Raw genomic sequence first — 25,261 nt, 5'->3', positions numbered from 1 at the left:
TCACATCCCCGAGACCCTGCACTGCATGGCCATCACCATCGGAGGGTTGGGCGGCGGCGTGCCGACGCCCAGCGCCGGGGCGAGGCTCGGCGGCGGCGTCGGCTGGAGCAGGACGGGCAGGCCCTGCACGAAGACCCGGCTGGAGGTCTGGAGCCAGGTGATGCTGGTACAGGGCGGAGCCCCCAGCGACATGGCCGGGAACGCGCACCCGGCCACCAGAAACGTGTCGGCGACGGTCGCGACGGGCAACGAGCCCACCAGCACCCGCTGCTGGGCAGGCGCCGGGATGGTGACCTGGCCGGGGGGATGGGCGCACATCATCGTGGCGCCGTAGTGAAGCAGCAGTCCGGGCATCCGTTTCCTCGCTCTTCCTCACTGCACCATCAGAGCGCCGCCGTTGATGATGACTTGCGTGCCCATGAGCTTGATGCTGGCTCCTTCGGGCCCGCCGCAGGACATCTCGATGAACGTTTCGTTGATGGTGATGAACGGCCCGTTCTTGCCGTGCAGTTGCAGCCTGATCCCGCCCGCGGGCCCCGGCTGGTCGCTGATGACCAGGGCGCTCTGTGCGGGCGTGGCGAGGACGATCTGCGGCGTGCCCAGATCCGCCGACTGGGCGGCCGACGGCACATCCCCGGGCCCGCCCCGCCAGAAACCGACCCACACCGGCCGGTCGGGGTCCCCGTCGAGGAACTGCACCCACACCCCCGCCCCGGTCGGCGGCACCACGTACATGCCGCAGTCCGCCCCGGCCAGCGGGGTCAACGGAGCCGCCCACACGCAGACGTCCGCACCCAGCACCTCCGGAACGCGGACCTGCAGCAGTCCCGCTCTTGACTCGTCCATGGCGGAGACCACGATGCCCTGGTACAGGCCGTGCCACTGCCGCACCGTCTCCACGGTCACGGGCTCACCACCTGGGTGTCGGAGACCAGGCCGTCGCGCGCCAGGGTGAAGTGCTGCCGGTATGTGCTCCTGGTGAGGTCGTGGGTGACACCGCGTACGAGGTAGGTCCCGTCGTAGGCGGGCCCGGCCCCGCGCACGCCCACCAGGTGGTGGGCGCTGAGCACATGGCCGTAGCGCAGCACGTCCAGCGTCCCCTGGGCGGTGACCGGGTCGCCGGTCACCGCCCGGCCCAGCCCGGCCAGCTGGGCCTGGGTGAGTGACCGCCCGGTCTGGCCGGTCAACGGCCGCTCGCACAGGTCAGGGGCCGGACGCGCGGCCAGACTCCGGCGCAGCACCTGCGGTCGGGGCGGGACGACCTCCGAGACGGTCCGCGAGACGGGGTCCACATGGTGGGTGCCGTACCGCGTGGCGGACAGCCCGTCGAAGGCGAAGCTCAGCTCCTCGACGTTGTCCGCGGCGCCGCAGTCCGTGGTGAGGGCCGGCTGTGCGTCACCCTCGCGTTTCTGCGGGCCCCAGTAGGCGGTGCTCAGCCCCGGCGCCGGCCCCGGTTCGAGGTGGAAGACGTGTCCGACGTCGGCGGCCGTCGCGCGAAGGTAGGCCAAGTCGGTCGCCACCTGCACGGGGATCGCCACCGCCGGGTCGCTCTGGTCGGTGCGGACCGGCGGCACGGCCAGCGGGGTGATCCCGTACTGCGCGTACCGGGCGCACACCGTCACCGCGCGCAGGTGGGGCGGCAGCCCGGGATAGGCGCGCCGCACGTGCTGAAGGTCCATCAGCAGCGACAGGTCCTCGCCCGTGACCGTGAGGAACGACGAACCGGGCGCCTGCCCCGCGTGCACCTCCTGCCGGGTGATCAGCCCGTCCATGAGCACTTGGCAGCGGCCCCCGAGGACCACGGCCACGACGATGCGCTTCTTCACCCCGAGCGCTCCGCCGGGCGTCACCGCCTGCCGCAGCTGGGACCGGGGGCTCAGAGCCAAGGTCAGCTGGAAGCCGTTCGTGACGCCGGAGGCGGAGGTGACCCGCACATGGTGCAGGGCGTCCATGAGCGCGGCCGGGGCGGGCTCGGGCACCGTGTCACCGGTGAGCAGCATCAGGTGCAGACCGGTCGTCATGGCCGCCCGGCTCCGTCGGAGGCGCGGCCTCCCGGCACACCGGCGGGCAGGGTGAGGCGCAACCGCCGGCCGGGCACCGCGGTCAACGTCCCTGGCCACAGCGCCCGGTTGGCGTCGGCGATGCGCCAGTACTGCTCCGGGTCGCCGTAGTGGCGGGCCGCGATCCGGTCGAGGCGGTCCCCGGCCGCCACGACGTGCACGCCGACCGTCGCCAGCTCCTCCGGCTGCGGCAGGAACCGGCGCCGCAGATGGCTGACCCGCCGGCCGTCCGGGTTGGTGTGCACCGTCGTGGCAATCCCGTGGTACCTGCTGCCGGGCTCGAACATGTTGTCCTCCTCGGGGTCATACCGCTCCGCTCACCGGCCCGGGTAGCCGACCGCTCCGGGGCCGTAGCCGACCAGTGCCGCGAACCGTTCCCTGCCTTGCTGGTAGCGCAGGTACAGCCCGCCCGCCTTGTGGGCGAACCCGACATCGTCGACGGTGAGCACCCGCACCGTCAGCGACACCCGGGCCCGGACCGGGTTCAACTGCCCGTCGTAGGCCTCCTCGGTGACGGTGAAGTCCATGATCCGCACGGGCAGGACCCGGCGCGGGCCGAGCACCATCACCGGCATCGGGGCCTGCACCGGCGCGATCTCCAGCAGACCTCGGGAAGCCAGCTCGTGCTGCTGCGTGAGTTGCGCGCTCGTGGGGCAGATCGCCAACTCCAGTGCCGACAGCGCCCCGAACAGGCCGGTGTCCGCGGGGGGTTCGGGACCGGCCGTCGAGGCCCACTGGTCGGCCGCGTCGAATTCCGCGTCGACGTGGAAGGTCTCCCGAGGCGGGCCGTGCAGCCGCAGCGGCTCCAGCCGATCCCCGGGGTCGTCACCGATGCCCTGCGGTCGCAGCGTGCGGGTGAGCTGGTCGGGGTTGTACTGGAAGGGCACGACCCGCAGCACCCGTCCCTGCTCGGGGTCGAGGAAGACGAAGCCGCCGCGGTGCGGCGCGGGGGTGGTCATGCTGCTCGATCACCTGCTGTCGGTCGTGTCCTCATCGCGGGTCTCCCGGTCCTCGTCGCGGACCTCCCGGCTCTCCGGCGTACAGGGCGTGGTGGACAGCACGGGCGATGCGGCGGCCCAGGGCGGCGGGGTCGGCCTCGGCCCCGGCCCACGCGGCGGCGCGGTGGACCTGCCGGTCGCGCGCCCCGTCCACGTGCGTCTGTGAGAGCAGCTCGGCGAGTTCCGCCTCCAGGGCCGCGCGCACCGCCGCGGCCTGCGCCGGGCCGTTCGCCGTGTGCAGCACCAGCCGCCGGATGCGCAGCTCGACGCGGGGCGCGGTCATGTGATCACCACCGCCGTGTCCGCGTTGAACCGCTCGGTCCGCGCGTCGACGAGCGGGCTGTCCACCCCGTCGACGCGCAAGCGGAGCGCGTACCGCCCGGGTGCGCCCTGGGCCATCCTGAACCGTAGCGTCCCGGTGGGCTCGGTGAAGGGCTCGGCGGGCACGGGCAGATCGCCCACGAGCAGCTCGACTCGCTGCCCGGGATGGACCCTGGGCGCGCACTCCACCGTGAGGTCCATCGCGCCGCCGGCGTCCAGAGCGGTGGTCAACGGCAGCCGGCTGGCGAGGCGCGGGGCGACGTCCACCAACCGGGTACCGGTGGTGCGGTGGCTGCCGTCGGCGGCGGTGAGGACCAAGGCCACCCACCAGCGGCCGGCGCCGTGGTCCTCACCGAGCACGGCGCGCACGGTCCCGGCACCGGTCACCCGCGCCGGCAGCACCACGGGCCCGCCGAGCACGGGGTGCGTCAGGTGGACGCTCACCGCCGCGGCCTCCAGGCCACTACAGGTCAGCACCAGTTCGGTGTTCGGGGCGGCGACCGTCGGGTGGACGGCAAGGAGGGCGGGCCAGGGGGCGGCGAGCGACGCAGCGGCCTCGGGGCCACGGCCGAGTTCCCCGCGGCGCAGCACGGGCAGCGGGGTCCGGCCCGGCACCGTGCTGTCGATCAGAACGATCCGCGCCTCATAAGCGACCGTGAGCCGGTCACCGATGCCCAGAGCCCGCCACAGCCGTGTCAGCTCCTCCGTGCTCATGACGGCCGGGGTGATCCGCACCGGTTCCTGCTGTAGGTGCAGGTCGCTGAAGTCGGCCGCTGCCCTCAGCTCGTCGGGCGGCAGGACGGGCCGATCGTGCAGCGCCAACATGGCCGCGCCGAGCAGCAGTTGAGGGACAGTCGCCGCGGCGTCGGCGGGCGCGCGGCAGCTGAGCAGATAGTGCAGGACCAGGGGCAGCGGCGGGCGGCGGGTCTCACCGGGCCGGGCACCCACCGGGTCGGTGTTCCGCCAGGTGCCGTCGACGGTCGTCCGGTAGAGGAACACGTTCAGCTCGGCAGCGGTGGGCTCGTCGTCAGCTTCGCGAGGCGCGCTGGCTGTCACCACGGCGTCGGGAACCGTACCGCTCACGGCGTCCTGGAGCAGGGCACGCAGGGTCTCCGTCGCCGCCGCCACGGACCGGCAGTCGCTCACGACTGCCTCCCCGAGAGGTACGCGTCGAGGCTCAGGCGGGGCAGGCGTCGGGGGCCGGGCCGCTCGGTGCTCGGCGGGGCGACGGTGCGCACATCGAGCCGGTCGATGGTGATCCGTACGACCGTCCCGGCCGTGCCGCTGTCTACCGCCCGCTCTACGACCGGACGCGCGACGGACGAGGGCGCGTCCGGGGGAGGGGGCGGGCCGGCGGGGTCAGGCGGCGTGGGAGCCGGCCAGGCCGGGGACGCCGGTGACCGAGGACGGAGGGAGGCGGCACCGGCCTCCGGGGGCGCGACCGGCCGCCCGGAGGGAGGGGTGGGCTCGGGTGTGGCGGCGGGCCGCCGGGGCGCTGGGGACGGCTCGGCGGCGGTGGACCGGTGGGCCGCGGCCGCCGGCCCGCGTCCTGTGAAACCACCGTCGCCGCTCGATGGGATTGCCGCGTGCGGGCTCCGGCCGCCCGGTCGGAGGCCCGCGGGCGTGGGAAGTGTGGTGCCGGCCCCGGGGCGCCCCGGGGTGCCCGCGGGGGTGACGGGGGACTGGTCGGTGCCCGGCGTTTCGTGGCCGGCGTCTGCCGTGCGGGCCGAGCACCGGATTCCGGGACTCGCAGAGGGCGCGTGGTCCGCGCCGGTCCGGCCGACGGCCGGGGACGTGGAGAACGATGCAGTGGCGGGGAGGGGCGGGGAGGCCGGGCGAGCCGGCAACGAAGGGGATACCGCGGGCACCACGGGAGCGACGGCTTCCGGAGCCGCTGCGTCATCGACCGGGTCGCCTGCCGCCGGCCGCCTCTGCGGACCGGTCCGCGCAGCCCGCTGAGCGCGGTGCCCGCGACCGTCCGGCCGGCGACCGAGGTGGCCGCCAGCGGAGTCGTTCGAAGGCTGGACGGTGCGCGGAACGCCCTGGCCGACCGGCGGGTGTACGGCCGCAGCGGACGGCCGAGCAGGGCTGCCGGAGTCAGCAGGGCCGCCGTCCCGGGGCGGGGCGTTGACGGCCTGGCCGCACCCCTCGCCGCCGCGGCGGGCCGCTGCCTGTCCACGGTCCGGTGCCCGGCTCGGCTCCCCGGTCGTCGTAGGGCCGTTGGTCCCGGGCCCGACCGGAGCGGCATCGGCACGCCGGCGGCGCCCGGCGGTCCGCGGATACGCGGCCGACCGGTCGCCGTCCCCGTCAGTTGTCCGGGCGGTCGCCTCGCCCTCCCCGGTCGCCACACCCGGCGCCTGCTCCCCCTGACGCAGTGAGCCCGTTGCGGAGTGGTGGGCAGAGGCTGCGGGGCCCGGATCCGGGGCTGTTGTCGTCGGGGCGGCCGCGGTGCCGGACCGGCGCCTCTCGCGGGGCGTGCGGTAACCCCGCAGGCGTGGGGCGGCCGGATCGAACACGTGGGGCGGCACGGGCCGCAGCCTGGGTCCCGGCTCCCGTAGCAACCGGGCCACGAAGTCGGTCATCGCGCGGCGACCTCCAGATAGAACTGCCGCCGTACCGGACTCACCGACAGCACCTCGGCCTCCGACCAGCCGTAGGCCTGCGCCAGCGCATGGACCTCGTACAACAGGCGGCGCGCGCAGCCGTCGATGTCGGCCCACAGGTGCTCGGCGATGTCGAGGGCCGCCGCCCACTGGTGGTGGCACCGCGGACACGCCAGAGCGACCGTGGTGTCCGCGCCGGGGTCGAGGTCGGCCAGCCGCTGCCCCACCTCCTCCAGCACCGTGTCGGGCACCGGGTCCTGCGCCGGGCTGACACTCACCACGCAGCGGCGCAGCAGGGCGCAGTAAGCGTCCGGACCGTCCGGGTCGACGGCCAGCAGATCACCGCCCGTCAGGGCGCGGTACGTGATGTCGAGCCCCTGCGCCACCAGCGTCGCCGTCCCGGCTTCGGCCGGCACACCACCCGCTTCCACCCCCGGGGGCCGCAGTTCCCGCGTGCTGACCGTGACGTCCAGGCTCTCGCCGCAGCCCGGACAGTCGGCCGTACAGGTGAGGGTGTCGCCGAAGGCCTCGGAACGCAGGTCCAACAGAAGGGAGTTGAGCGCGGCCAGCGAAAGGCGGGTGACCTCCACTCCCGTGTCTGCCGCGAGCGTAGCCAGGAGTGGTGCCCGCGTGGTCGGCGGCTGCCGGAGCCCGTGCTCCCACACCTCAAGGACGCGTTCCTCCGTCAGTTCCCCCGGCACCCGCCTCACCCCGCGGTGTCGGTGAACTGCGGTTCCTGCGGCGGGTTGGTGTGCTCCCGTACCCAGCCGTGGTGCTCCACCTTGATGTGCTCGAAGGCGACCCCGTTGGCATTGGCGTTCAGTTCGGGCAGGCTCTGGTACTCCGAGACCCAGCATTCGTGCACGGAGTAGGACAGCACCTGCTTACCGCCCTCGTCGTACACGTCGATGACGAGGTCCCGCCGGAAGTCCTTCAGCGACGTCTCCAGGCCGCCCGAGGAATTGCGCAGGCTCCAGGCCCGGTTCGCCCACTCCTCGAAGGCCGTGTCCACCGTGCAGCCGCGCTCCAGGGTGATCGGCTCGTACTCGGTACGGCCGGGAAGCTTGCGGCTGGTTCCGGGGTCACCCCCGCACCGGTGCCAGACGACCTCGGTTTTCCGCTTCAGCCCGCTGACCCGGCTGATTCCCGCGATGTACTCGGTCGCGCCGCTGAATTTCACCCGGAACCGGAAGTTCTTGAACGGGTCCCGGCGTGTCACCTCTGCCATCGGCCGTCCTCCTAGACCTGAATCTGCCCGGCGAGCTGCTGAATGTGAACGATCACGAACTCCGACGGTTTGAGGGGAGCGAAGCCGACCTGGATGTTGACGATGCCGCGGTCGATGTCGTTCTGCGGGTTGTTCTCCTTGTCGCACTTGACCAGGTACGCCTCCTGGGGCGTGCGGCCCTGGAACGCTCCGGCGCGGAACAGGGTGTTCATAAAGGCGCCGATGTTGAGCCGGATCGACGCCCACAGCGGCTCGTCGTTGGGCTCGAACACCACCCACTGGGTGCCGCGGAACAGGCTCTCCTCGAGGAACAGCGCCAGGCGCCGCACGGGGAGGTACTTCCACTCGTCGGCGAGCCGGTCGTCCCCGCGCAGGGTCCGCGCTCCCCATGCGACGGGACCGGCGGCCGGCAGCCGTCGCAGGCAGTTGACGCCGACCGGATTGAGCAACCCGATGTTTCCGTCGGTCAGCGGCACTTCGAGGTCGACCACGCCGTTGAGGGAGGCGTCCGTGCCTGCCGGGGCCTTCCACACGCCCCGCTGCACGTCGGTTCGGGCGAGGAGGCCGGCCATGACGCCCGAGGGCGGGAACGGCCGTAGCGTCCCACCGCGCAGCGGGTCCGGCGCGAGCACACGGGGGAAGTAGACCGCGGCGTTCTTCGCCAAGTCGCCCTGCAGCACCGGGCTGTTCTTCACCTGGTCGACCAGCTGGGGCACCGACACGGGAGCCCCGTTCGGGGGCGCGGTCCAGGAGGCTGGGGGGTCGACCAGAAGGATGGCACGGCGATCGGCGCACAGGCCTGCCGCCTGGGTCAGCAGATCACTGATGTTTCCGTCGCCCAGCTGCTCCTGGAGCCATTCGCAGTCGGGCAGGCAGAGCACGTTGAAGATGTCGGTCTTCAGCAGCTGATGGAGGCCCGTCTTCTCCGCTTCGCTGCCCGTGTAGTCGGTGATCGACGTCGGTCGGTCGTCGGCGCTTCCTCCCAGGGGCCGGGCCTGGCTGGTACCCGCCGGGGGCAGCACATCCGCGAGGCGGTTGGCCTGGTCGGGGTCGAGCCGGACGAGCTGGGAGGAGGCCAGCACGTGGTCGAGGCTGCGGGGGCTGTCCGGGTCGGTGGTGACGTTGCGGTACGTCTCCGTCAGGCCGTTGCCGAAGTCCGTGATGAAGAGGTTGAACACCGGCTTGTCGGAGGACGGGGCTGCGCTCGTGCCGGCCCCGTCGGGCATCACCACGTCCCGGTCGATCGTCACCTCAAGGCGCTCCGCCCAGCGGCCCGGCGAGGCGGCCAGGAGCTCGAAGGGCTGCCCGGCTGCCTGGGCCGGCTTGGCAGCTGGAGGTGGAGCGGGAGCAGGAGCGGGACCGGTAGCGGCCGCGTCCGGGGTACTGGCCTCTCCTCCCTCCTCACCCTCGGGCGTGCCCTTGGCCTCCCCTTCGGCGGTGCGCTTGCCCCGGCCCGTGCTCGCGCTCTTCGGTGGTGGCGGGGAGGAGCCGCCGGGCAGTTGCTGCCGCTGCGAGCCGGTGATCGGGAACCGGACCGTGTTCCGCTGCTGCGGATCCGCCTTCACCACCCGGACGATCTCCGCGTCGCTCCCTCCGTTCAGGAAGAAGTGGTAGACGGCGTAACTCATGGGGCTGGCCATCTGCAGGCCGCCGAACACGGTCTCGTAGTCGGCCCAGCTCGTGACGTGCACCGGCCGGTCGACCGGCCCCCGGGGCGCGTAGCCCACGAACGCGGCGACCGACGTGGGCACGCCCGTGATCGTCCTGACGGAGCCTTTGACTTCGTCGATGTAGACGCCCGGGTAGGTGAGGTTCACCGGCATGCAAGGTCCCTTCGTTCCACCCTGGGTGCGCCCTCTTCCCCGGTGGGCCGGGGGAGCCTGCGCGGACGGGCGGGGCCGCAGGCTCGAGCAGACAGGGACGGCGCTCGTGATCACGGGCCACGCTAGGCAGAAGCGGCATATGGCGCCATACGGCGCCGGTACCTCTTCTTCGATCAGGTGACGCGGCGTGCGCTGTTTGGCCCCGGAAGGGCCTCGGCGAATGCTCGCGCTAGATGGTGAACACGGTCACAGAGACGTCGTCGCCCGAGGTCGTGAGGGAGTATTCGCATTCGCCTGTCTCGGTCACCTGATCGGCTTGGCGCGGGAAACCCGTGAATTCGATCCATGCCGCACCGTCGTCGCCGTCGTCCCAGCTGAGGGACCCCTGACCGAGGAACCCGTTGCTGCCGGAGGGGTCGGTCACGGTGGCCGTCACCGTGTTGGCTCCTCCGCGGGAGTTCGTGACTTTGATGTCCACGGTCAGCATCTCCCCCGGGCTGGCCAGTGCCGTTCCGGTCACGGGCGCGATGCTTCCGGCGTTGAAGCTGCTGCCGAGTTTGCTGGACTGCGTGCCCGACACCTGCTGGACGACCACATTGAAGGTCTGCGGGCTGGCGTTCACTGTGGACATGGTGTTGTCCTCTCCTCGCCTCGGGTTAGCCGGCTTCGCAGAGGCCGCTCGCCACACTGAACCCGGCGGGGAAGCCGTTTTCCTGGGCCGTCCGGTTCAGGAGCCCCACAAAGACAGCGGCCACGTCCGCGGCTTCCTCGGGACTGGGTGCGGCGAGGACGACCGACCACCACCGGCGACCGTTGTAGAGGATGCAGAACGGCCACTGGAGGTTCTGCACCGCGGTGGAGAACGACTCGGACGGAACCAGGACGGCCTGGGCGCTGTGGCCGGTCTCGTTGTTGTGCTGTTGACCGGCCCCGATCGCTTCCTCTTCACCGGCCAGATCGCGGACGACCTGGCCCTGCTCCTCGGGGCACCAGGCTCCCCACGTCGCCGTGAGATCCGGGGACGCGGCGCCGAGTTCGTCGAATGTCGGAGCTTCGTTCCCCACGGACTTCCTCCCGCCCATCCGTTCGACTACAGGACCCTTAACCCATTTAACCCATGTGGCTCATATGACACAAAGGCGTGGTAACCATGCTTTCGCGGTTGGGTACGGGCCGCAACCGGCGCCGCCCCGGACCGGTCGCAGCCCACGAACGCAGCTTGGATGAGGCGATCCACCGCAACCAGTCCGGCCTTCTGGCGGGAGGCATACGTCCTGCTCGACAAGATGGAGAAGGGGATGGCCGTCGGCGAGGACACGTTCACCAACAGGCCGGACGTCCTCGGGCCCGCGCATGAACTGTCCGACTGGCTCGACGAGAACCCCGTCAAGTAGCCGAAGCGAACGAGCAACGACGCCGCCCTCGGCCTGGCTCGGGGGCGGGCGCCGGGCGGGCTCCCGTCAGCGTCCGCAGTGCGGGCAGCGGCGACTGCGTACTCCACGGGTTCCGATGTCTATCCCGTCCTCCCGCATCCGCGTCAGGTGGAGGCTTGCGGTGGACGGGGAGACGCCGACAGCCTCTGCGAGTTCACGCACGGATGGCTCCTCGCCGTACTCGGCGATCCATGCACGCTGCGTGCGCAGGAGGTCATTGCGCCGCTCAGCGGCAGGCTTCCATACGGCGCGCTTCACGAGACCCAGCAGGTGGTGGACCGGCACCTGGACGCCATGGTCTGCCAAGGCTCGCCGGCCGCGCGCAGGCGGAGTCGACGGGCGGGGGATTGTGCCGGGCACGACTCCCCGAGCCAGGCGTGCGCCCTCTTCCCGGGGCGCGGCCGAACGCGTCAGGGCCGAACGCATCAAGGCGGCAGCGGCGCTCCGCCTTCACGCCACCGCGTGAACTGGGCGGGTGCGATGCAACTCACAACAAAAGCAGGTAAAACCCCCTAGACGCCAGACGACGCTCCTCTACCGTGGACGACATAGCACGCAAAACGGACTCTCCGTATTCGACTCCCCCCGCGGAGTGAGCGAGCGGGAGCGGGCCAGGCGACGCCCCTTCGGGCCCGGCCGTTGGCCTGCGAGCCCACCAGCGCCGGACGGCCGACGAGCTGCCCGTCCCGCGATTGTCACGAAGCGTGCACAACAGATCACCATAAGTTCGACCCAGGCGCCTGTCCAGGTGCTGCTGGAGGTACCGCTGTGGCATTGGCCCGCGCGAAGAAGAAGACGACAGCCGCCGTGGTGGCGCTCTCCGGTGCCGCCCTGGCCACCTGCGGGGCGTACGCCCACGCAGCGAGTTCCTCCGCCTCCGCTGCGTCCACTCCCCCCGCTGCCGCCACCCGTTCCGCCACGAACCCGGCTCCGACCGCCTCCTCGGCGGTCCCGTCGACCACGCGGCCCGGCACCCCGGCGCCCTCTTCCAGCGGCTCGTCCACGCCCTCCCCGTCCGGTCCCGTCAACACGGCGTCGCACGGACCGTCCACCGCGTCCCAGGGCTCCGGCAGCACGCTGGAGCGCGGTGTCCCGGCCGCCTCCGGCGGTGGACCGCTCGGCATCGACAGTATCCAGCACACCACCGAGGCGGGCGGCAGGTCGGTGGCCCTGACCTTCGACGACGGCCCCGACCCGAGCTGGACCCCGCAGGTGCTGGCGCTGCTCGCGCAGCACCACGCCAAGGCCACCTTCTGCGAGATAGGCCCCAACGCGGCGCGGTACCCGTACCTGGCCAAGGAGATCACCGCGGCCGGGCACCGGCTGTGCGACCACTCGGTGCACCACAACGAGCAGCAGAGCCGCAAGCCGCTGGCCTACAACACCAACGAGATCGTCCAGGCGCAGCAGGACATCGCCAACGCGGCCGGTCCCGGCGCGAAGCTCTGGTACTACCGCGCCCCCGGCGGCGACTTCAGCCCGGCCATCCGGAACATCGCCGGTCAGCGCGGACTGCGCCCGCTCGGTTGGACCATCGATTCCGAGGACTGGAAGCGGCCTGGCGCGGCGACCATCCTGCAGAACATCAACAAGGAGCTGAAGCCCGGCGGCGTCATCCTGATGCACGACGCCGGCGGCAACCGCTCGCAGACCGTCCAGGCACTCGCGAAGTTGCTGGACCAGCTCGACACCCAGGGGTACACGTACAACTTCCCGGCGCGGTAGCCACCCGGGGCACCCACGACGGTGTCCGCATGCCGCGACGCCGCGGCCGGGCACCGGCTGCGCGGCGTCGTCGCGCTGAGGCACCGTGTCAGCCAACGCCCACGCGGGCCATCTAGAGTAGTCAGCCATCCCGCGCCTCACACCTGGTCGGCGTTCTGCAGTTGCTCGCACAGTTGAGGAAGCCGCCCAAAGCCAGCTGAGAGCTTCAAGACGTCGGCGTAATCCTGCACGTGGACGATCTCTCCTCCGCGAGCCCGTAGGAAGAGTACGAATCCGGATGTGAACGTCTCTCCTGTCGCGTGGTTGACAGCGTCAAACTCGTGCTCGGCGATGATCAGCTCCGGGTCCGCTGTGCCGTGCACCCGCACGTCGCGGAACCCGACCACTGGCGACGGGTACGGCGAGGCCCAGGCACGGGTGAAACCCGCTCGGATGTGCTCGCGCCCCTCGTAGCGGGATGCCTCCCGCTGGGGGGCGAGGAAGGGAAACTCATAGACGGCGTCCTCGGCGAACAGGTCAGCCAGCGCATCTGGAGAGAAGTCCAGCATCGCCTGCTGAAAGCGTTCGAGTAACTGCCTCGGTGTCTGCGGCACGATTCCTCCATCCTGGGCTCTGGTGAGTGGGTGAAACAGTACGGCCCAGCCGATCCCGACGCAGGCGAATCCATCGCCGCCGCACCCAGCCGGTTCCGTGCCGCACTCGCGCTCCCCCGCGTGAAGACCCTCGATCTCTTCGCCCGCCTTGGGGACGGCTGGACCCTCGCCCAGTGCGCCGGCGACGCCGACGAGCAGGTATGGCTGGTCGAGCACGACCGCACCGTCCACGGCCTGGTCCGCCGCTATCACCGTAAGGACGGCACTGGTCCAAGGGCTGGGAGGCCCTGCTTGCCGACCGCGACCACTTCGTCCGTCACTCCGCCACCGACGCCGGTGCCTGGAACGACCACTCCAGCTTCCTGTGGCGCAGCCGCGACCTCGCTGCCTGGGGCATCGCCCACCAACCCGACTTCCATGCGCCCAACCCCACCGGGGCCACCCGACGCCGGACGACCGCATGACCACGCCGCCGCACCTGCCCGTCCCTGGCCCCATCGATCTCGCCCTGCGGGAACAGAGTTCGACGACGACGTGCTGGCCAAGCTCGCCGAGCTGGAGCAGCGCTCCGCTCAGCACGAACAGGACCTCCGCCGGCACTGGTCCGCCCCTCGACGCTCCAACGTCACCCTGACGAGCCGAAGTCAGTAAGGACTGACACGATGTGATTCTCTTCCCGGCCTCGGTCCCGCCCCAATGGGCGATCGTCAGCAAGGCTAGCGGAGAAACCGGGCGGGGGAGGGGGTGCCAGCGGGAGTCAAAGCGGCCCGCACGCCGTTTTCTGGCGTGCGGCCGCCGTCGTTTACGCCTGAGTGCCGGCGCTACTCGCATATCGATGTCATCGCGGGCGCGGGGATCGGGATGAAGCCGAGGTCGGTGCAGAGGGGGAGCCCGTCCGGGGAGGCGTCGAGACTCTTTCACCCCCGACGTTGATGCTCACCCAAGACGCCGTCTGCCGGGGATGAGCCAGAGCTGGGGGTCATGGCGGTGCAGTACCGCTCAGCGCGCGGCCTCTCCGTCGAGAGGTCGCGCGCTGAACGGCATGATCATTTTTCGTTGTGCCGTCTGCTGCCGTCTGCTGCCGTCTGCTGCCGTCTGCTGCCGTCGTCTGGCTCCGAGGCATCCGGAGATCGCGCAGAATGGCGCCGAGTTGATGAGAGCGGCCAGGATGGTCGGCGGACGCTTCACGGGCGTTCGGTATGCGGGAGGGATGCCCAGATGGAACCGTTCGTGCCGAAGTTTCAGGGGCGGCGATGGGTGGACGGCATGCGGGTCCTGCATGTGTACGTGCTGCCTCGGGCCGGCGTGGACGATGAACTACTTGAGATGGCTCAGGCGTGTCGGCCGCATCTGACCAGCTACCCGATCGACCCGCAGTACGGCAGCGACCCGACGGATGCCGGGGTGCTGCATCTGACTGCGGAGATGCTTGCTGACGTTCCGTCGGCCGAGTACGACGAGGCGGCACGGGCGGAGGTCGCGGAAGCTCTGCGCTCCGAGCTGGCTGACGTGCCTGCGTTTTCGGCGGAAGCGGGGCCACCCATCGGGAATGTAGCGGGTGCGGTGTTGGATGTGTGGCCGGAGGAGGAAACGCTGGCCCTCATCGAGAAGATCAGGACAGCGGTCCGCAAGACCCGCGGCGACAAGGCGCTCCAGCACTCCAGTGGGCGCCCGCACATCTCGCTGGGCTACAGCTACGGCTCCGCGTCGTCCGACCCGCTCAACACGGACCTGCGCCTCCTGGTGAGGCCGCGCCGAGCCACCCTGCACGTCGACCGGGTACACCTGCTGGACGTGGCGTGGACGTTCGACGAAGACCTCGGGGGATGGCGCATGTCGTGGGAGCCGGTAGCGGAGATCCCATTGGGGCGCTGACGGCCCTGGCGAGGGCAAGGTCCCAGCTCGGGCTGGTGGGCGAGGCTTCGCCTGCACGTTCGAGCAGTCGCCGGCCGGGGCGTCGGTACGAGCGGGCTTCCCGGAATTGATCATCGTGCATCTTGGAGTGCCCGGTTGACTGCGTCGCCCGTTGCGGCCACGGATAGCGCCACAAGCTGTCCCACCAGGACCGTGGCTGCTGATCGGCCCGCGTTGTGGCAGCTGTGGGAGCTCCGGTAGACAAGCGGTAGGACGAGCACTGCTGGACAGGGGGAACGGATGCCCGACTGGTTCAACCGGAAGGCGTTGCGGTGGGAGCGGCAGCTGGCGTGGCGTGCGCAGGTAGCCGTGGCGACCCGTGCACCGTTCCTCAAAAGTGCCCACGGGGTCGACCCGGATTCGCACATCGGGGAGGTGGTGTACGACAGCAAGGCAGTGATCACGGCCTTGCGGGAGCCGGCCACCGGCATCAATCCCAGCAGGCAGCTCGTCCCGACGCTCATTGAAGCCGCGGCGGCGGTCACCAAGCTCGGTGACCTGTGGCCGTCCTGGATCGACTATTGCAACGGTCGCTCGAAGCACGTCCACTCCACGCTGGCCGCCACGACCGAGGAGTGCCGCTGCGCGATACAGGCGATAGGGGACGCGCGATGAGCACAGGGTGGCTGCTGCTTGTTGCTCTCGTAGTGGTCGCGCTCGGCTGCTTTGTGGCCGCTGCATACCGTGCGGCGGCGAGGACGGCGCGGGCGGACACTCGGCAGGATCTGATCAAGCTGAGCAGCGTCCCGCAAATGGCCACGACATTGACGGCGACGAGCGGCCAGCCGGCGTATGCCTTCACGGCCCCTTTCGCAGAGGGCCGGTCGCACCCTTTTGGCTGGCTGTGGTGGCGGGTCGAGCGCGCGGCCGACGGCACGCCGCGGCAGGAGATGGGGTGGGCGCTGACCTATCGCAGGGCCCGGAAGGCTGCGGGCCTGCCGCTTTCGATCCGGGCGCAGCATACGGAGATCACCGTGGCTCTGGGGCACGGAGCCCAGAGGGCCAACGACTGATACCCGGGTACTTTCTCACCCGTCCCATCGGGCGGATCGCCGGCACTTCTAGCCGAGGGTTCACCTCTTTCGGGTCTGGCCGGGCAGGCTCGACCGGACCTGTGGTGTGGTGGCTACCGGGGTGCGCGTGCAACGCTGGGCCGTGCCGGGATGTAGTGGGCGTCGGGTGCCGGTGCCGTGTGCAAGTTCTGTGGCCAGGCCGGCGAGCATTGAAGCCGGCGCGTGTGGTGAGGTGTGCAGCGCCCAGATGGGATGGTCGACGCTTGGGCCCGCCCAGAGGGTCCAGGTGGCGAGGACGCTGCTCGGCTTCTGAGCAGCGAAGGCGTCGAATAGAACTCCCGCGTCCCTTGACGGGTTCGTCCAGCGGATCCAGCGCCCGTCGACCGTGTGCGTCCAGCCTGCCTCCACGAGCGGCTTGGTGGCGGCGGTGACGGACTTCTCGTCCACGGCGTCGCCGACGGTGGTGTCCCATCCGTCACCGTCGGCGAGGTGGTCCAGCAGTTCCTGCACCATGGGGGCGGGGGTTGCGCCGGTCGCGGTGAGGTGCCACATGAAGTCTGAGACGGACGTCTCGTAGGCGGCTACGGTCCAGGCGGTCTCGTGGGCGGGGGTGTCGTGGATGCGCTCGATGCGCAGGGTCTGGGATTCGTGGATGGCGTGGGTGACCTCGTCTGACCAGGTGCGCCACTTCGACCATTCGCCGTGGGCGTCGAGGAATTCGTCAAGAAGGGCGTCATGGTCACCGGGATCGGCGGCGTAGGCGGGTACGGTCTCCGGCTCCGGGCTGGGCGGCTCGGCCTCGGCGGGAGGTGCGTTGAGGGAGGTCCGGGCTTCGGCAGCGGCGTGCTCGGTGTCGGTCATCGGCGCGGGGCCGGGGCGCATGGTGTCGCCGTGGAGCTGCTCGAAGGCGACCAGCGCCTGGGCGGGTGAGCCGAAGGTGTGTTCCACCTGTCGCCGACGGTCCTCGCCGTGGAGATGGACGCTCTTGCCGCTGTCGAGGTAGGTCCCGACCGCGACCGTGGTGCGGCCGTCCAGGGCGTGGGCGTGAATGAGGAGGCGACCGTGACGGATGTCGTCAAAGATCGCCTGTGCCTCGGCGAAGATCTCCCGGAGCTGGGCAAGGGTGCTCCAGGGCTTTGCGTCGGTGGCCAACGCCCACTCACCGTCGATGGCTTCCCGGAGCCCGGGCGCGATCTCGACGCTGATCCCTTCGGCGATCAGCTCCCGGGCGGCATCCGCAGCCCAGTAAGGCTCGTCGTGGTCGATGCGGGCCAGGACCAAGGTGTTCTTGGCCACGACATGCCAGTTGGCGGCCTCCAGACCGACGTGGGGGATGTGGGCCTGGGTGCCGGTCAGAGTGGCCGTCACCGCGCTGGGGTGCGTGGGGTGGGGGGCGAGGCGGACGTGGGCGTCAATGGAGGGGGGTGTCACCAGGGAGTGCTCTTTCTGCCGGTGGCCGGGCAAAGGGAGCCGGCCAGCGGCGGGCTTGGGTCAGCGGACGATGCGTGCTGCGGGCGGAGCCGTGGTCCGTGGTGGACCGGCCCGGGGCGCCGCCATGCCCCTGGTGCGTGCGGGCCTGCTCTCCGGCGCGGGTGAGGTGGCGTGCTGCCAGCGGGTGCGTACGGCGGACAGGTCGGCGAGCGCGCGGCGGCTGCCAACGACGAGCTGGTACGGCATGGTGGCCGGGTCCTCGGTGAACGCCCCGATGCGCCGACCGGTGTGGTGGGCGACCCCGAGGAGGGAACGCTGGAGGACCCGCTCGCCCCAGCACTCCGGGGAGCCGACCGGTCCGGCGAGGAGGTCGAGCAGCTCACTTGGCTCGGCCCCGGCGCCAAGGAGGCCGCGGTGCTGCGCCTCCCATAGGACCGTCACGGGGTCGACGGGGGTGTCGCGCCGTGTCAGGGCGACCAGGCACTGCCACAGCCCGGCATGCAGCGGGTGCGTGAAGTCGTCAGGCTGCAGCCACCGCATGGTCGTCACTTCGTTGGGGTGGGCGGTGGCGGTGGCGAGCAGCAGGCGTTCCTCGTCGAGAGCCTCTTCTCCGCCCCGGGCGGGGGCGGCGGTGGTGCGGGGGTGCGCGGGAGGGAGCCGGGGTGCGGGGCGAACTGGGCGGCGAGTTCGTCGAGATAGCGGCCCAGGGCATCGGCCTGCGCGAGGACGACATCGGCCGGGTCCGGCAGCGTGGTGTCCGTGGCGACCTGGCACAGCCGGTCGGCGTGCTCGCGCAGCGTGCGGCGGGCGTGATCGGCTCGGATCATGCCCGCATACGCCGCGGCGTGCTGGCGCCGGGGGCAGCTTTGGATGAGCGTGTGCATGTAGGAGGCGGTCAGCCCCGGCGCCTCGGGCCGCGCCTTGGCCAGAACCGCGCTGAGCCAGGCCGTGTCCTTCGCGTGCTGTTTCGGGTCGGGGGCCGGCACGCTGAGCAGGGCGGTGAACAGGGCGCCGTGGGCGTGGTTGCCGAAGTGGTGTGGCTCCAGGTGGCCGATGGTCTTCAGTCGGTGTGGTTCGAGCAGGAGGGCGCCGAGCAGGGCTTGTTCGGCGTAGTGCACGGGTTGTGGCGGTGGCAGGTCGTCCAGGTCGTTGCCCTCGTACGGGTCGGCGGGGTGGGGCATTAGGCGGCCAGGGTGAAGTCGTTGGGGGTGAGGGTCTTGCCGAGGTGCGGGGCGAGGAGGTGGGCTGCGAGGCGGGGCGGTACGGCGTTGCCGATCTGGCTGAAGACTTGGCCCTTGTTGCCGGCCCAGGGGTAGTCGGCGGGGAAGGTCTGCAGAACTCCCGCTTCCTGTGCGGTGATCCGGATGGGCGCCGGGACTGCGGGCGATTCCGCGTCGCCAGCAGGCGGGGCGACGGGTTCGGCGACCCAGGTGCATTCGTTCGAGCGGTGCCCGAAGAACAGCGTTCCCGCGGGCTCGGACATGGGCCGGACGGTGGCATGGGCCTGGTTGTTGCTCCGCAACGACCACGACCAGTCAGCCTCCGACACGGGACGACCTCTGGCCTGTCCGCCCTGAGCGCTGGGCTGGGCGGCAGGCTTGGTTCCTGCCCGGCCGGAGTACTGGATGGGGGTGTCCGGGTGGGGTGTCCAGGTGCCGCGGTCGCGGGCTGTGGACAGTGCCTTGCGGGAGCCGGAGGGGAAGGGCTCTGCGCCGCCGCCGGGTCCGCCGCCGGCGCAGACGGTGGGTACGGGCCGGTCGGTCGCTCCCCAGCCCAGGGCCTGCGCCATGCTGACCCAACGGGTGCGGCCCGGCCCGAACAGCCCCTCGGGCTCTTCGGATCTGGCGTGGGTTGGCGGGGGTGGCTGGGCGGTGCGGACTCTGGAGGCGAGCAGGATCGCCCTCCTCCTCGTCTGGGGCACCCCGTAGTCGGCGGCGTTGAGGATGCCGGTCCACACGGAGAACCCCCAGCGGCGCAGGACCACTGCGTACTGCTTCCACAGCGGGAGGACGTCCGGTACCTCCTCCATGGCGACCCACTCGGGTTCGCCGACTGCGTGCAGGGCGTGGAGGTGAGTGAGCGTGAAGGGGGGTGAGTGAGGTACCGGCACACCCTGCAAGGCCGGTTTGTTGGGCCGGTAGACGCCCCGGTCCTGATCACGAGCAAGGCACCCGCGTCCGTACCGGCGGATCATGGTGAGCTGCGACGAGCCGGGTCATCTGGTTGTCTACGTCGTCTAGGCGGTGAGGCCCTGACCTGCGCAAACTCCGCTTCGGGCGTGGCCGGTGGGCACACTCCGACGGCTCTTCCTGACCCGGCTGTAAAGATCGCGTCAAAGAGTCGGTAGCGTGGCCGGGTGAGTGAGAAGACCCTGCAGCACCGGATCGATGGTCCTGACGACGCCCCCGTCCTCGTACTGGGCGCCGCGCTCGGTACCACCTGGCACATGTGGGACCGGCAAATCCCCGAGCTGACCCGTCACTGGCGCGTCATCCGTTTCGACCTGCCCGGACACGGCGGGTCCCCCGCCCACGCGGCGTCCTCCATCGCCGAGCTGGCCGACCGGCTGATGGCCACCCTCGATGCCCTGGGCGTGGACCGCTTCGGCTACGCGGGCTGCAACATCGGCGGGGCCATCGGCACCCAGCTCGCGCTCACCCGGCCGCACCAGGTCACCTCGCTGGCCCTGGTCTCCACGTCACCGCGCTACGGCACCGCCGACTCCTGGCGCCAGCGCGGCGTGGTCATCCGCACCAACGGACTCGACCCGATCGCCCGCACCGCGCCCGAGCACTGGTTCACCCAGACCTTCGCCGACGCCCAGCCCGCCATCGTCGAATGGGCCGTCCAGATGGTGCGGACCACCGACCCCGGCTGCTACATCGCCGCCTGTGAGGCGCTGGCGTCCTACGACGTACGCTCCTCCCTCGGCCGGGTCGGCGTGCCCACTCTCGTCGTCGTCGGCTCCGAGGACCAGGTCACCCCGACCACCGACGCCCGCACCCTCGTCGCGGGCATACCCGACGCGAGCCTGGCGCTGGTGCCCGGCACGTCCCACCTGGTGCCCGTCGAGCAGCCCTCGGCCGTCACCGAACTCCTCATCCGGCACTTCTCCACCGCCTGGCACGACAAGCCGGGCCCCGGCAGTCAGGCCGCGATCGGCGCCTCCGCCCCCAAGCCCCAGCTCGCACCCCCGCCGCCCCCGCAGGCGCCGCCCGCCGCCATAGAGTCCGGCTTCTCGGGGGCGGAGCTGGACCGCGGCGCCACCTACGAGGCGGGCATCAAGGTCCGCCGGGAGGTGCTCGGCGACGCCCATGTCGACCGGGTCGAGGCGGCCGCCGACGACTTTACCGGCGAATTCCACGACTTCCTCACCCGCTACGCCTGGGGCGAGACCTGGACCCGGCCGGGCCTGGACCGCCGCACCCGCAGCATCGTCACGCTCACCGCGCTGGTCGCCCGCGGCCACCACGACGAACTGGCGCTGCACACCCGCGCGGCCCTGCGCAACGGCCTGACGCCGATGGAGATCAAGGAAGTGCTGCTGCACACCGCCGTCTACTGCGGCGTCCCGGCGGCGAACTCCGCCTTCGCGGTCGCCCAGCGGGTGATCCGCGAGGAGACGACACCGGAGGGCTGAGCGGGCGGCGGCGCACGCGCGGCGTTCCGGCGGCCGACAGCCGTACCCGCCGCGCCGCCGTGCGTGCCACACCGGGCCCTGCCCCACGGCAAGATGGCGGGTATGGAACTCACGAAGAAGACCCATGCCTGTGTCCGGCTGGAGAAGGACGGGCGGACGCTGGTCATCGACCCGGGTGTGTTCAGCGAGGAGGACGCGGCCGTCGGTGCGGACGCGATCCTGGTCACCCACGAGCACGCCGACCACTTCCACGAGGACCGGCTGCGGGCGGGCATGGAGGCGAATCCGGGCGCCGAGATCTGGACCCTGGCCAGCGTCGCCGAGCAGCTCTCGGCCGCGTTCCCCGGCCGGGTGCACACCGTCGGTGAGGGCGACACCTTCACCGCCGCCGGATTCGACGTGGAGGTGCACGGCCAGCTGCACGCCGTCATCCACCCCGACATCCCGCGCGTGACCAATGTCGGCTACCTCATCGACGGCGGCACGGTCTTCCATCCGGGCGACGCCCTGACCGTCCCCGAGGGCCGCAGCGTCGACACCCTGCTGCTGCCCGTGCACGCCCCGTGGAACAAGGTCGCCGAGATCATCGACTACGTCCGCGAGGTCGCGCCGCGGCGGGCCGTCGACATCCACGACAGCCTGCTCCAGGACCACGCCCGCCCGATCTACGACTCCCTGATCGACAAACTGGGCGGCACCGCGCACGGGCGCCTCACCCCCGGCACCGGCACCACACTCGGCTGAGGGCCGCACTGTCGGTCCCCCGCTGTAGGTTTACAGACATGCGCATCGCGACCTGGAACGTCAATTCGATCACCGCCCGTCTCCCGAGGCTGCTGGCCTGGCTGGAGAGCTCCGGCACGGATGTGCTGTGCCTCCAGGAGACCAAGTGCACCGCCGAGCAGTTCCCGCGCGAGGCGCTGCGCGAGCTGGGCTACGAGGCCGCAGTGCACGCCGACGGCCGCTGGAACGGCGTGGCCCTGCTGTCCAGGGTGGGGCTGGAGGACGTCGTCACGGGGCTGCCCGGCGGCCCGGAGTACGACGGCGTGCAGGAGCCGCGGGCCGTCTCGGCGACCTGCGGCCCGGCCCGGGTGTGGTCGGTCTACGTCCCCAACGGCCGCGAGGTCGACCATGCGCACTACACCTACAAACTCGGCTGGTTCGAGGCGCTGAAGACGGCGGTCGCCGAGGACGCGGCGGGCCCCCGCCCGTTCGCGGTCCTCGGCGACTACAACGTCGCACCGACGGACGAGGACGTCTGGGACCCGGCCGTCTTCGTGGGCGCCACCCATGTCACGCCCGCCGAGCGGGCCGCGCTGGCCGCCCTGCGCGAGGCAGGCCTGTCGGACGTCGTCCCGCGTCCTCTCAAGTACGACCGTCCGTACACCTATTGGGACTACCGCCAGCTCGCCTTCCCCAAGAACCGCGGGATGCGCATCGACCTGGTCTACGGCAACGAGCCGTTCGCCAAGGCCGTGTCGGACGCCTATGTGGACCGCGAGGAGCGCAAGGGCAAGGGCGCCTCGGACCATGCGCCGGTCGTGGTGGATCTCGACGTCTAGGAGGCCGGCCGGCCGTCAGCGGCGCCCCGGAACCAGCTCCCGGAGGTCCAGCGCGTCGCCGAGCGCCCGGAGTCCGGTGTCGCCGGGGTGGAGATGGTCCCCGCTGTCATAGGCGGGCAGCATCCGCTGCGGCTGCCTCGGATCGCGCAGGACGGCGTCGAAGTCCGGCGTCGCGTCGAAGGCACCGCCGTTGCCGCGTACGAAGGCGTTGACGGCCTGGCGGCCGGCCTCGACGCCCGGGGTGCAGTCGGGGTAGCCCGCACAGGGCGCCACGGTCGCCACCAGGACCCGCGTCTCCGGGAAGGCCGTGCCGCTGATGTCCGCGGTGCGGTCCCTGCTGCCCGCCGCGCTCAGATACGACAGCCGGATCGCTGAACGCCTCGGCCCCCGCCGGGACCCGGACCCCGGTGCGGCCCGCCGCCGAAGGTCAGCGGGATCGGCGTGCGCTCCGCCGTCGCCCCCGCGCCGCGCACCGCGATACTGGCCGCCGCGATCTTCACGGGCGCGGCGGCGAAGGTGTTGGCCAGCCGTATCCGTGCCCGCGGGCCGCCCGCGCCGCTGTGCACCACCAGCCGCAGCGTGCGGTCCGTCCAGGGGCCGACCGCCCGGTAGCCCGCCGTGCTCGCCGCCCAACTCCCGGTCCGGCCGCGCCCGGTGTCCCGCACGGCCACCGCAAACACATGCAGCGCCCCCGCCCCGGACGCCGTCGGCAGTACCACCGACCGCACCGCCCGTTCGGCCCGCAGCGGGACGGTCACCGCGTACAGCCGCGCCGTGGCGGCCGACTGCCCGCCCGTGGCGTTGTTGAGGTGCGGCAGCGCCACCGCCTTGGTGCCGAGGGGCCCCGACCGCCAGTCGGGCGCGGTGAGTTCATAGCCGCCGCGTGAGCCGTCGCGGTAGCGGACGGTGCCGGTTCCGGTGGCCGCGCCGCCCGTACCGGCGACCAGGAAGGTGAGCGCCTCGCCCCGGCCGCGCAGCGCGACCTGCTGGCCGCGGGCCACCACATTGTCCGGCGCGCCGGCCGCCGTGCGCGGCAGGGCCAGCCGGGCCCCGTCGAGCGTCAGCACGCTCCCTGGCGCCCAGCCGGCGGCCGCCAGGTCCTGCGCGGACAGCGAGCGGCCCGCCCCGTCGAAGTCGGCCGCGTCCGGTCGGGCGTCGTCACTGACCGCCCGGTTGTCGAAGAGCGCCGACAGCGGCAGTGGGCGGGGCCCGGCGGGCGCGGCACGGGCCGGGCCGGCCGCGGTGGCGGGCAGCGCCGCCGCGGCGAGCAGCAGGAGCAGGGCGGTGGCCGCTCGTCGTGGACGCATCGGTCGGTATCCCTCCGGGTGGCGCCAACGGGCAGGGAGAGTCGCGGTCCCGCCGGAACCGCGAGGGGCGGGGGGCTCCCGTGGACCCGGCGGATCCGATCCGGGCGCCATGAAGTTAGGGACGCGTCGGGGGAGCGTCAAGGTGACGAACGGGCCATGTCCGCGCCGCGCGCCTGTGGCCCCGGCCACAGGTCGGGTGGGACCCTGCACACCATGAACATGTCTTTCCTGGACCGGTGGCGCAGGCGTCAGCAGGGGCACCGGTCCGTACCGCTCGCCGAGTCGGTGCGGGCCGACCCCGAGAGCGTCGTGGAGCTGCTGTCCGAGTGCGGGCTGCTGCGGGCCCAGGCCGCCACGGCGGGGGTGGAACTGGACGACTCCGTACGGTCGTTGGAGGCGCTGGACCAGCTGCAGCCCGTATGGCGGGACGATCCGGAGGTGCTGCCCTGGCTCGGCAACGACGCCGGTCTCTACCTCGGTACGGTGCTGGTCCGCACGGTGCGCGGCGCCGTGTGGCACGTCTGGCCGGACGGTCAGCCGGTGGTCCGGCTGGCGTCCGGCCGGGAGATCGATGTGGTGGCGGCGGGCCATGAGTGGGCCGATTCCGGCGCCCCCGAGCTGTCCCAGCTCTATGCCGAGGTCTCCGAGTCCTGACGGACGCGGCAGGCGCCGGCCGGGGCCGCGGCGGAACGCGCCCGCCGCGGTCCGCAGAGCTGCCCGCCCCGAGCCGCCGGGAGTTCCGCCGTAACCCTGAATTATGCTCCCATCTCTGTGCGTACGTGCGTGTCAGTGGGGAAGTGCCCCATTCGCCCCGGTAAGTTGCGGGTTCCGCGCTGTACGGATGAGAGTGGGCAGGTCTGCACATGGCCGGTGATGCGCTGATTGAACTGCGCGGGGTCAACAAGCACTACGGAACGCTGCATGTCCTCCAGGACATCGACCTCACCGTCGGCCGCGGCGAGGTGGTCGTGGTCATCGGGCCCTCCGGGGGCGGCAAGTCCACCCTGTGCCGGGCCATCAACCGTCTGGAAACCGTGGAGTCGGGCACCATCACGCTGGACGGCCGGCCGCTGCCCGAAGAGGGCCGGGCGCTGGCCCAGTTGCGTGCCGAGGTCGGGATGGTCTTCCAGTCCTTCAACCTCTTCGCCCACAAGACCGTACTGGCCAATGTGATGCTCGCGCCGATAAAGGTCCACAAGACGAAGAAGGACGAGGCCGCGCGGCGCGCCCGCGAACTCCTGGACCGCGTCGGGCTCGCCTCCCAGGCCGAGAAGTACCCGGCGCAGCTCTCCGGCGGCCAGCAGCAGCGCGTCGCGATCGCCCGCGCCCTCGCCATGGAACCCAAGGCGCTGCTCTTCGACGAGCCGACCTCCGCCCTCGACCCGGAGATGATCAATGAGGTGCTGGAAGTCATGCGGCAGCTCGCCCGGGACGGTATGACGATGGTCGTGGTCACCCATGAGATGGGCTTCGCCCGCTCCGCCGCCAACCGCGTGGTGTTCATGGCCGACGGCCGCATCGTCGAGGACCGCACCCCGGAGGACTTCTTCACCGCGCCGCGCAGCGAGCGGGCCAAGGACTTCCTCTCCAAGATCCTCAAGCACTGAACG

General features: G+C 71.6%; 29 protein-coding genes and 1 pseudogene. 10 read left to right on the top strand and 20 right to left on the bottom strand.

The features are described from left to right. The 12 genes from OIU81_RS06615 to OIU81_RS06560 all read right to left on the bottom strand — a co-directional run bounded on the left by OIU81_RS06615 (position 1) and on the right by OIU81_RS06560 (position 10,097). Positions 1 to 354: a hypothetical protein gene (locus tag OIU81_RS06615; protein WP_329144811.1), complete on the bottom strand. Its 354-nt coding sequence runs from the start codon at positions 352 to 354 to the stop codon at positions 1 to 3. Between the two features lie 18 nt (positions 355 to 372). Further along, complete coding sequence (locus tag OIU81_RS06610; protein ID WP_329144809.1) at positions 373 to 906, bottom strand: phage baseplate assembly protein V; 534 nt, start codon at positions 904 to 906, stop codon at positions 373 to 375. Continuing rightward, entirely contained in the window at positions 903 to 2,021 is a 1,119-nt protein-coding gene (locus tag OIU81_RS06605) for a hypothetical protein (RefSeq protein WP_329144807.1), read from the bottom strand. The genes OIU81_RS06610 and OIU81_RS06605 overlap by 4 nt, the downstream gene beginning before the upstream one ends. Beyond that, on the bottom strand, positions 2,018 to 2,347 hold the full coding sequence (locus OIU81_RS06600; protein WP_329144805.1) for a LysM peptidoglycan-binding domain-containing protein: 330 nt from the start codon (positions 2,345 to 2,347) through the stop codon (positions 2,018 to 2,020). The genes OIU81_RS06605 and OIU81_RS06600 overlap by 4 nt, the downstream gene beginning before the upstream one ends. Positions 2,348 to 2,377: 30 nt before the next feature. Then, positions 2,378 to 3,019, bottom strand: a complete 642-nt coding sequence (locus OIU81_RS06595; protein ID WP_329144803.1) for a hypothetical protein — start codon at positions 3,017 to 3,019, stop codon at positions 2,378 to 2,380. A gap of 31 nt (positions 3,020 to 3,050) precedes the next feature. After that, on the bottom strand, positions 3,051 to 3,341 hold the full coding sequence (locus tag OIU81_RS06590) for a hypothetical protein (protein ID WP_329144800.1): 291 nt from the start codon (positions 3,339 to 3,341) through the stop codon (positions 3,051 to 3,053). After that, positions 3,338 to 4,525 carry a DUF4255 domain-containing protein gene (locus OIU81_RS06585; RefSeq protein ID WP_329144798.1) on the bottom strand — a complete coding sequence of 396 codons (1,188 nt, stop codon included), beginning with the start codon at positions 4,523 to 4,525 and terminating at the stop codon, positions 3,338 to 3,340. Before OIU81_RS06585 ends, OIU81_RS06590 begins: the two co-directional genes overlap by 4 nt. 1,432 nt (positions 4,526 to 5,957) lie before the next feature. Continuing rightward, positions 5,958 to 6,683, bottom strand: a complete 726-nt coding sequence (locus OIU81_RS06580) for a hypothetical protein (protein ID WP_329144796.1) — start codon at positions 6,681 to 6,683, stop codon at positions 5,958 to 5,960. A 5-nt stretch (positions 6,684 to 6,688) separates the two neighbouring features. After that, the gene (locus OIU81_RS06575) at positions 6,689 to 7,210 is read right to left on the bottom strand and encodes a phage tail protein (RefSeq protein ID WP_329144794.1); all 522 of its coding nucleotides are present in this window, start codon (positions 7,208 to 7,210) and stop codon (positions 6,689 to 6,691) included. 11 nt (positions 7,211 to 7,221) lie between these two features. Beyond that, positions 7,222 to 9,033, bottom strand: coding sequence for a phage tail sheath family protein (locus OIU81_RS06570; protein ID WP_329144792.1), 1,812 nt, complete (start codon positions 9,031 to 9,033; stop codon positions 7,222 to 7,224). A gap of 229 nt (positions 9,034 to 9,262) precedes the next feature. Next, positions 9,263 to 9,655, bottom strand: a complete 393-nt coding sequence (locus OIU81_RS06565; protein ID WP_329330942.1) for a hypothetical protein — start codon at positions 9,653 to 9,655, stop codon at positions 9,263 to 9,265. 34 nt (positions 9,656 to 9,689) lie between these two features. Next, positions 9,690 to 10,097, bottom strand: coding sequence for a hypothetical protein (locus OIU81_RS06560; RefSeq protein WP_329144788.1), 408 nt, complete (start codon positions 10,095 to 10,097; stop codon positions 9,690 to 9,692). A 159-nt stretch (positions 10,098 to 10,256) separates the two neighbouring features. Here OIU81_RS06560 and OIU81_RS06555 point away from each other — a divergent pair, with 159 nt between their 5' ends. Beyond that, the gene (locus OIU81_RS06555) at positions 10,257 to 10,427 is read left to right on the top strand and encodes a hypothetical protein (protein ID WP_329144786.1); all 171 of its coding nucleotides are present in this window, start codon (positions 10,257 to 10,259) and stop codon (positions 10,425 to 10,427) included. Positions 10,428 to 10,493: 66 nt separating this feature from the next. On the opposite strand, the gene OIU81_RS42245 is transcribed toward OIU81_RS06555, so the two are convergent. Next, the gene (locus OIU81_RS42245; RefSeq protein ID WP_443073936.1) at positions 10,494 to 10,892 is read right to left on the bottom strand and encodes a winged helix-turn-helix transcriptional regulator; all 399 of its coding nucleotides are present in this window, start codon (positions 10,890 to 10,892) and stop codon (positions 10,494 to 10,496) included. 342 nt (positions 10,893 to 11,234) lie between these two features. On the opposite strand from OIU81_RS42245, the gene OIU81_RS06550 reads away from it, so the two are divergent. Further along, positions 11,235 to 12,191, top strand: a complete 957-nt coding sequence (locus OIU81_RS06550) for a polysaccharide deacetylase family protein (protein ID WP_329144784.1) — start codon at positions 11,235 to 11,237, stop codon at positions 12,189 to 12,191. A gap of 137 nt (positions 12,192 to 12,328) precedes the next feature. Here the strand turns inward: OIU81_RS06550 and OIU81_RS06545 are convergent, their stop codons facing one another. Further along, complete coding sequence (locus tag OIU81_RS06545; protein ID WP_329144782.1) at positions 12,329 to 13,036, bottom strand: nuclear transport factor 2 family protein; 708 nt, start codon at positions 13,034 to 13,036, stop codon at positions 12,329 to 12,331. Between the two features lie 966 nt (positions 13,037 to 14,002). Here OIU81_RS06545 and OIU81_RS06540 point away from each other — a divergent pair. The 3 genes from OIU81_RS06540 to OIU81_RS06530 all read left to right on the top strand — a co-directional run bounded on the left by OIU81_RS06540 (position 14,003) and on the right by OIU81_RS06530 (position 15,711). Next, on the top strand, positions 14,003 to 14,659 hold the full coding sequence (locus tag OIU81_RS06540) for a 2'-5' RNA ligase family protein (RefSeq protein WP_329144780.1): 657 nt from the start codon (positions 14,003 to 14,005) through the stop codon (positions 14,657 to 14,659). Between the two features lie 279 nt (positions 14,660 to 14,938). Next, on the top strand, positions 14,939 to 15,313 hold the full coding sequence (locus tag OIU81_RS06535) for a hypothetical protein (protein ID WP_329144778.1): 375 nt from the start codon (positions 14,939 to 14,941) through the stop codon (positions 15,311 to 15,313). Continuing rightward, positions 15,310 to 15,711: a hypothetical protein gene (locus OIU81_RS06530; protein WP_329144776.1), complete on the top strand. Its 402-nt coding sequence runs from the start codon at positions 15,310 to 15,312 to the stop codon at positions 15,709 to 15,711. Before OIU81_RS06535 ends, OIU81_RS06530 begins: the two co-directional genes overlap by 4 nt. Positions 15,712 to 15,771: 60 nt before the next feature. Here OIU81_RS06530 and OIU81_RS06525 read toward each other — a convergent pair whose 3' ends face one another. The 4 genes and pseudogenes from OIU81_RS06525 to OIU81_RS06510 all read right to left on the bottom strand — a co-directional run. Continuing rightward, positions 15,772 to 17,142 (bottom strand): DUF317 domain-containing protein, encoded by a 1,371-nt coding sequence (locus tag OIU81_RS06525; RefSeq protein ID WP_329144774.1) that lies wholly within the window; start codon positions 17,140 to 17,142, stop codon positions 15,772 to 15,774. 60 nt (positions 17,143 to 17,202) lie between these two features. Further along, positions 17,203 to 17,682 (bottom strand): DnaB-like helicase N-terminal domain-containing protein, encoded by a 480-nt coding sequence (locus tag OIU81_RS06520; RefSeq protein ID WP_329154933.1) that lies wholly within the window; start codon positions 17,680 to 17,682, stop codon positions 17,203 to 17,205. 5 nt (positions 17,683 to 17,687) lie between these two features. Further along, entirely contained in the window at positions 17,688 to 18,323 is a 636-nt protein-coding gene (locus OIU81_RS06515) for a DnaB-like helicase N-terminal domain-containing protein (protein WP_329144772.1), read from the bottom strand. Further along, a pseudogene (locus tag OIU81_RS06510) lies at positions 18,323 to 19,222 on the bottom strand (DNA cytosine methyltransferase); the annotation flags it as partial. The pseudogene OIU81_RS06510 and the gene OIU81_RS06515, both read right to left, overlap by 1 nt. Positions 19,223 to 19,498: 276 nt before the next feature. On the opposite strand from OIU81_RS06510, the gene pcaDC reads away from it, so the two are divergent. The 3 genes from pcaDC to OIU81_RS06495 all read left to right on the top strand — a co-directional run bounded on the left by pcaDC (position 19,499) and on the right by OIU81_RS06495 (position 22,344). Continuing rightward, entirely contained in the window at positions 19,499 to 20,782 is a 1,284-nt protein-coding gene (pcaDC, locus tag OIU81_RS06505; RefSeq protein ID WP_329144770.1) for a bifunctional 3-oxoadipate enol-lactonase/4-carboxymuconolactone decarboxylase PcaDC, read from the top strand. A gap of 102 nt (positions 20,783 to 20,884) precedes the next feature. After that, positions 20,885 to 21,526, top strand: a complete 642-nt coding sequence (locus OIU81_RS06500; protein WP_329144768.1) for an MBL fold metallo-hydrolase — start codon at positions 20,885 to 20,887, stop codon at positions 21,524 to 21,526. A 38-nt stretch (positions 21,527 to 21,564) separates the two neighbouring features. Further along, positions 21,565 to 22,344, top strand: coding sequence for an exodeoxyribonuclease III (locus OIU81_RS06495; protein WP_329144765.1), 780 nt, complete (start codon positions 21,565 to 21,567; stop codon positions 22,342 to 22,344). A 15-nt stretch (positions 22,345 to 22,359) separates the two neighbouring features. On the opposite strand, the gene OIU81_RS06490 is transcribed toward OIU81_RS06495, so the two are convergent. After that, positions 22,360 to 22,626, bottom strand: coding sequence for a hypothetical protein (locus OIU81_RS06490; protein ID WP_443073935.1), 267 nt, complete (start codon positions 22,624 to 22,626; stop codon positions 22,360 to 22,362). Positions 22,627 to 22,694: 68 nt separating this feature from the next. Further along, positions 22,695 to 23,651, bottom strand: coding sequence for a hypothetical protein (locus OIU81_RS06485; protein ID WP_443073934.1), 957 nt, complete (start codon positions 23,649 to 23,651; stop codon positions 22,695 to 22,697). 213 nt (positions 23,652 to 23,864) lie between these two features. Here OIU81_RS06485 and OIU81_RS06480 point away from each other — a divergent pair, with 213 nt between their 5' ends. Continuing rightward, positions 23,865 to 24,305 carry a DUF6278 family protein gene (locus OIU81_RS06480; protein ID WP_329144763.1) on the top strand — a complete coding sequence of 147 codons (441 nt, stop codon included), beginning with the start codon at positions 23,865 to 23,867 and terminating at the stop codon, positions 24,303 to 24,305. Between the two features lie 209 nt (positions 24,306 to 24,514). Beyond that, a complete protein-coding gene (locus OIU81_RS06475) occupies positions 24,515 to 25,258 on the top strand; it encodes an amino acid ABC transporter ATP-binding protein (protein WP_329144761.1) in 744 nt (247 codons plus the stop codon). Positions 25,259 to 25,261 lie beyond the last annotated feature (3 nt).

The organism is Streptomyces sp. NBC_01454 (assembly GCF_036227565.1).
GTDB lineage: Bacteria > Actinomycetota > Actinomycetes > Streptomycetales > Streptomycetaceae > Streptomyces.
The sequence above is the reverse complement of the archived record's forward strand: the minus strand, read 5'-3'. Positions and strand labels throughout refer to the sequence as shown.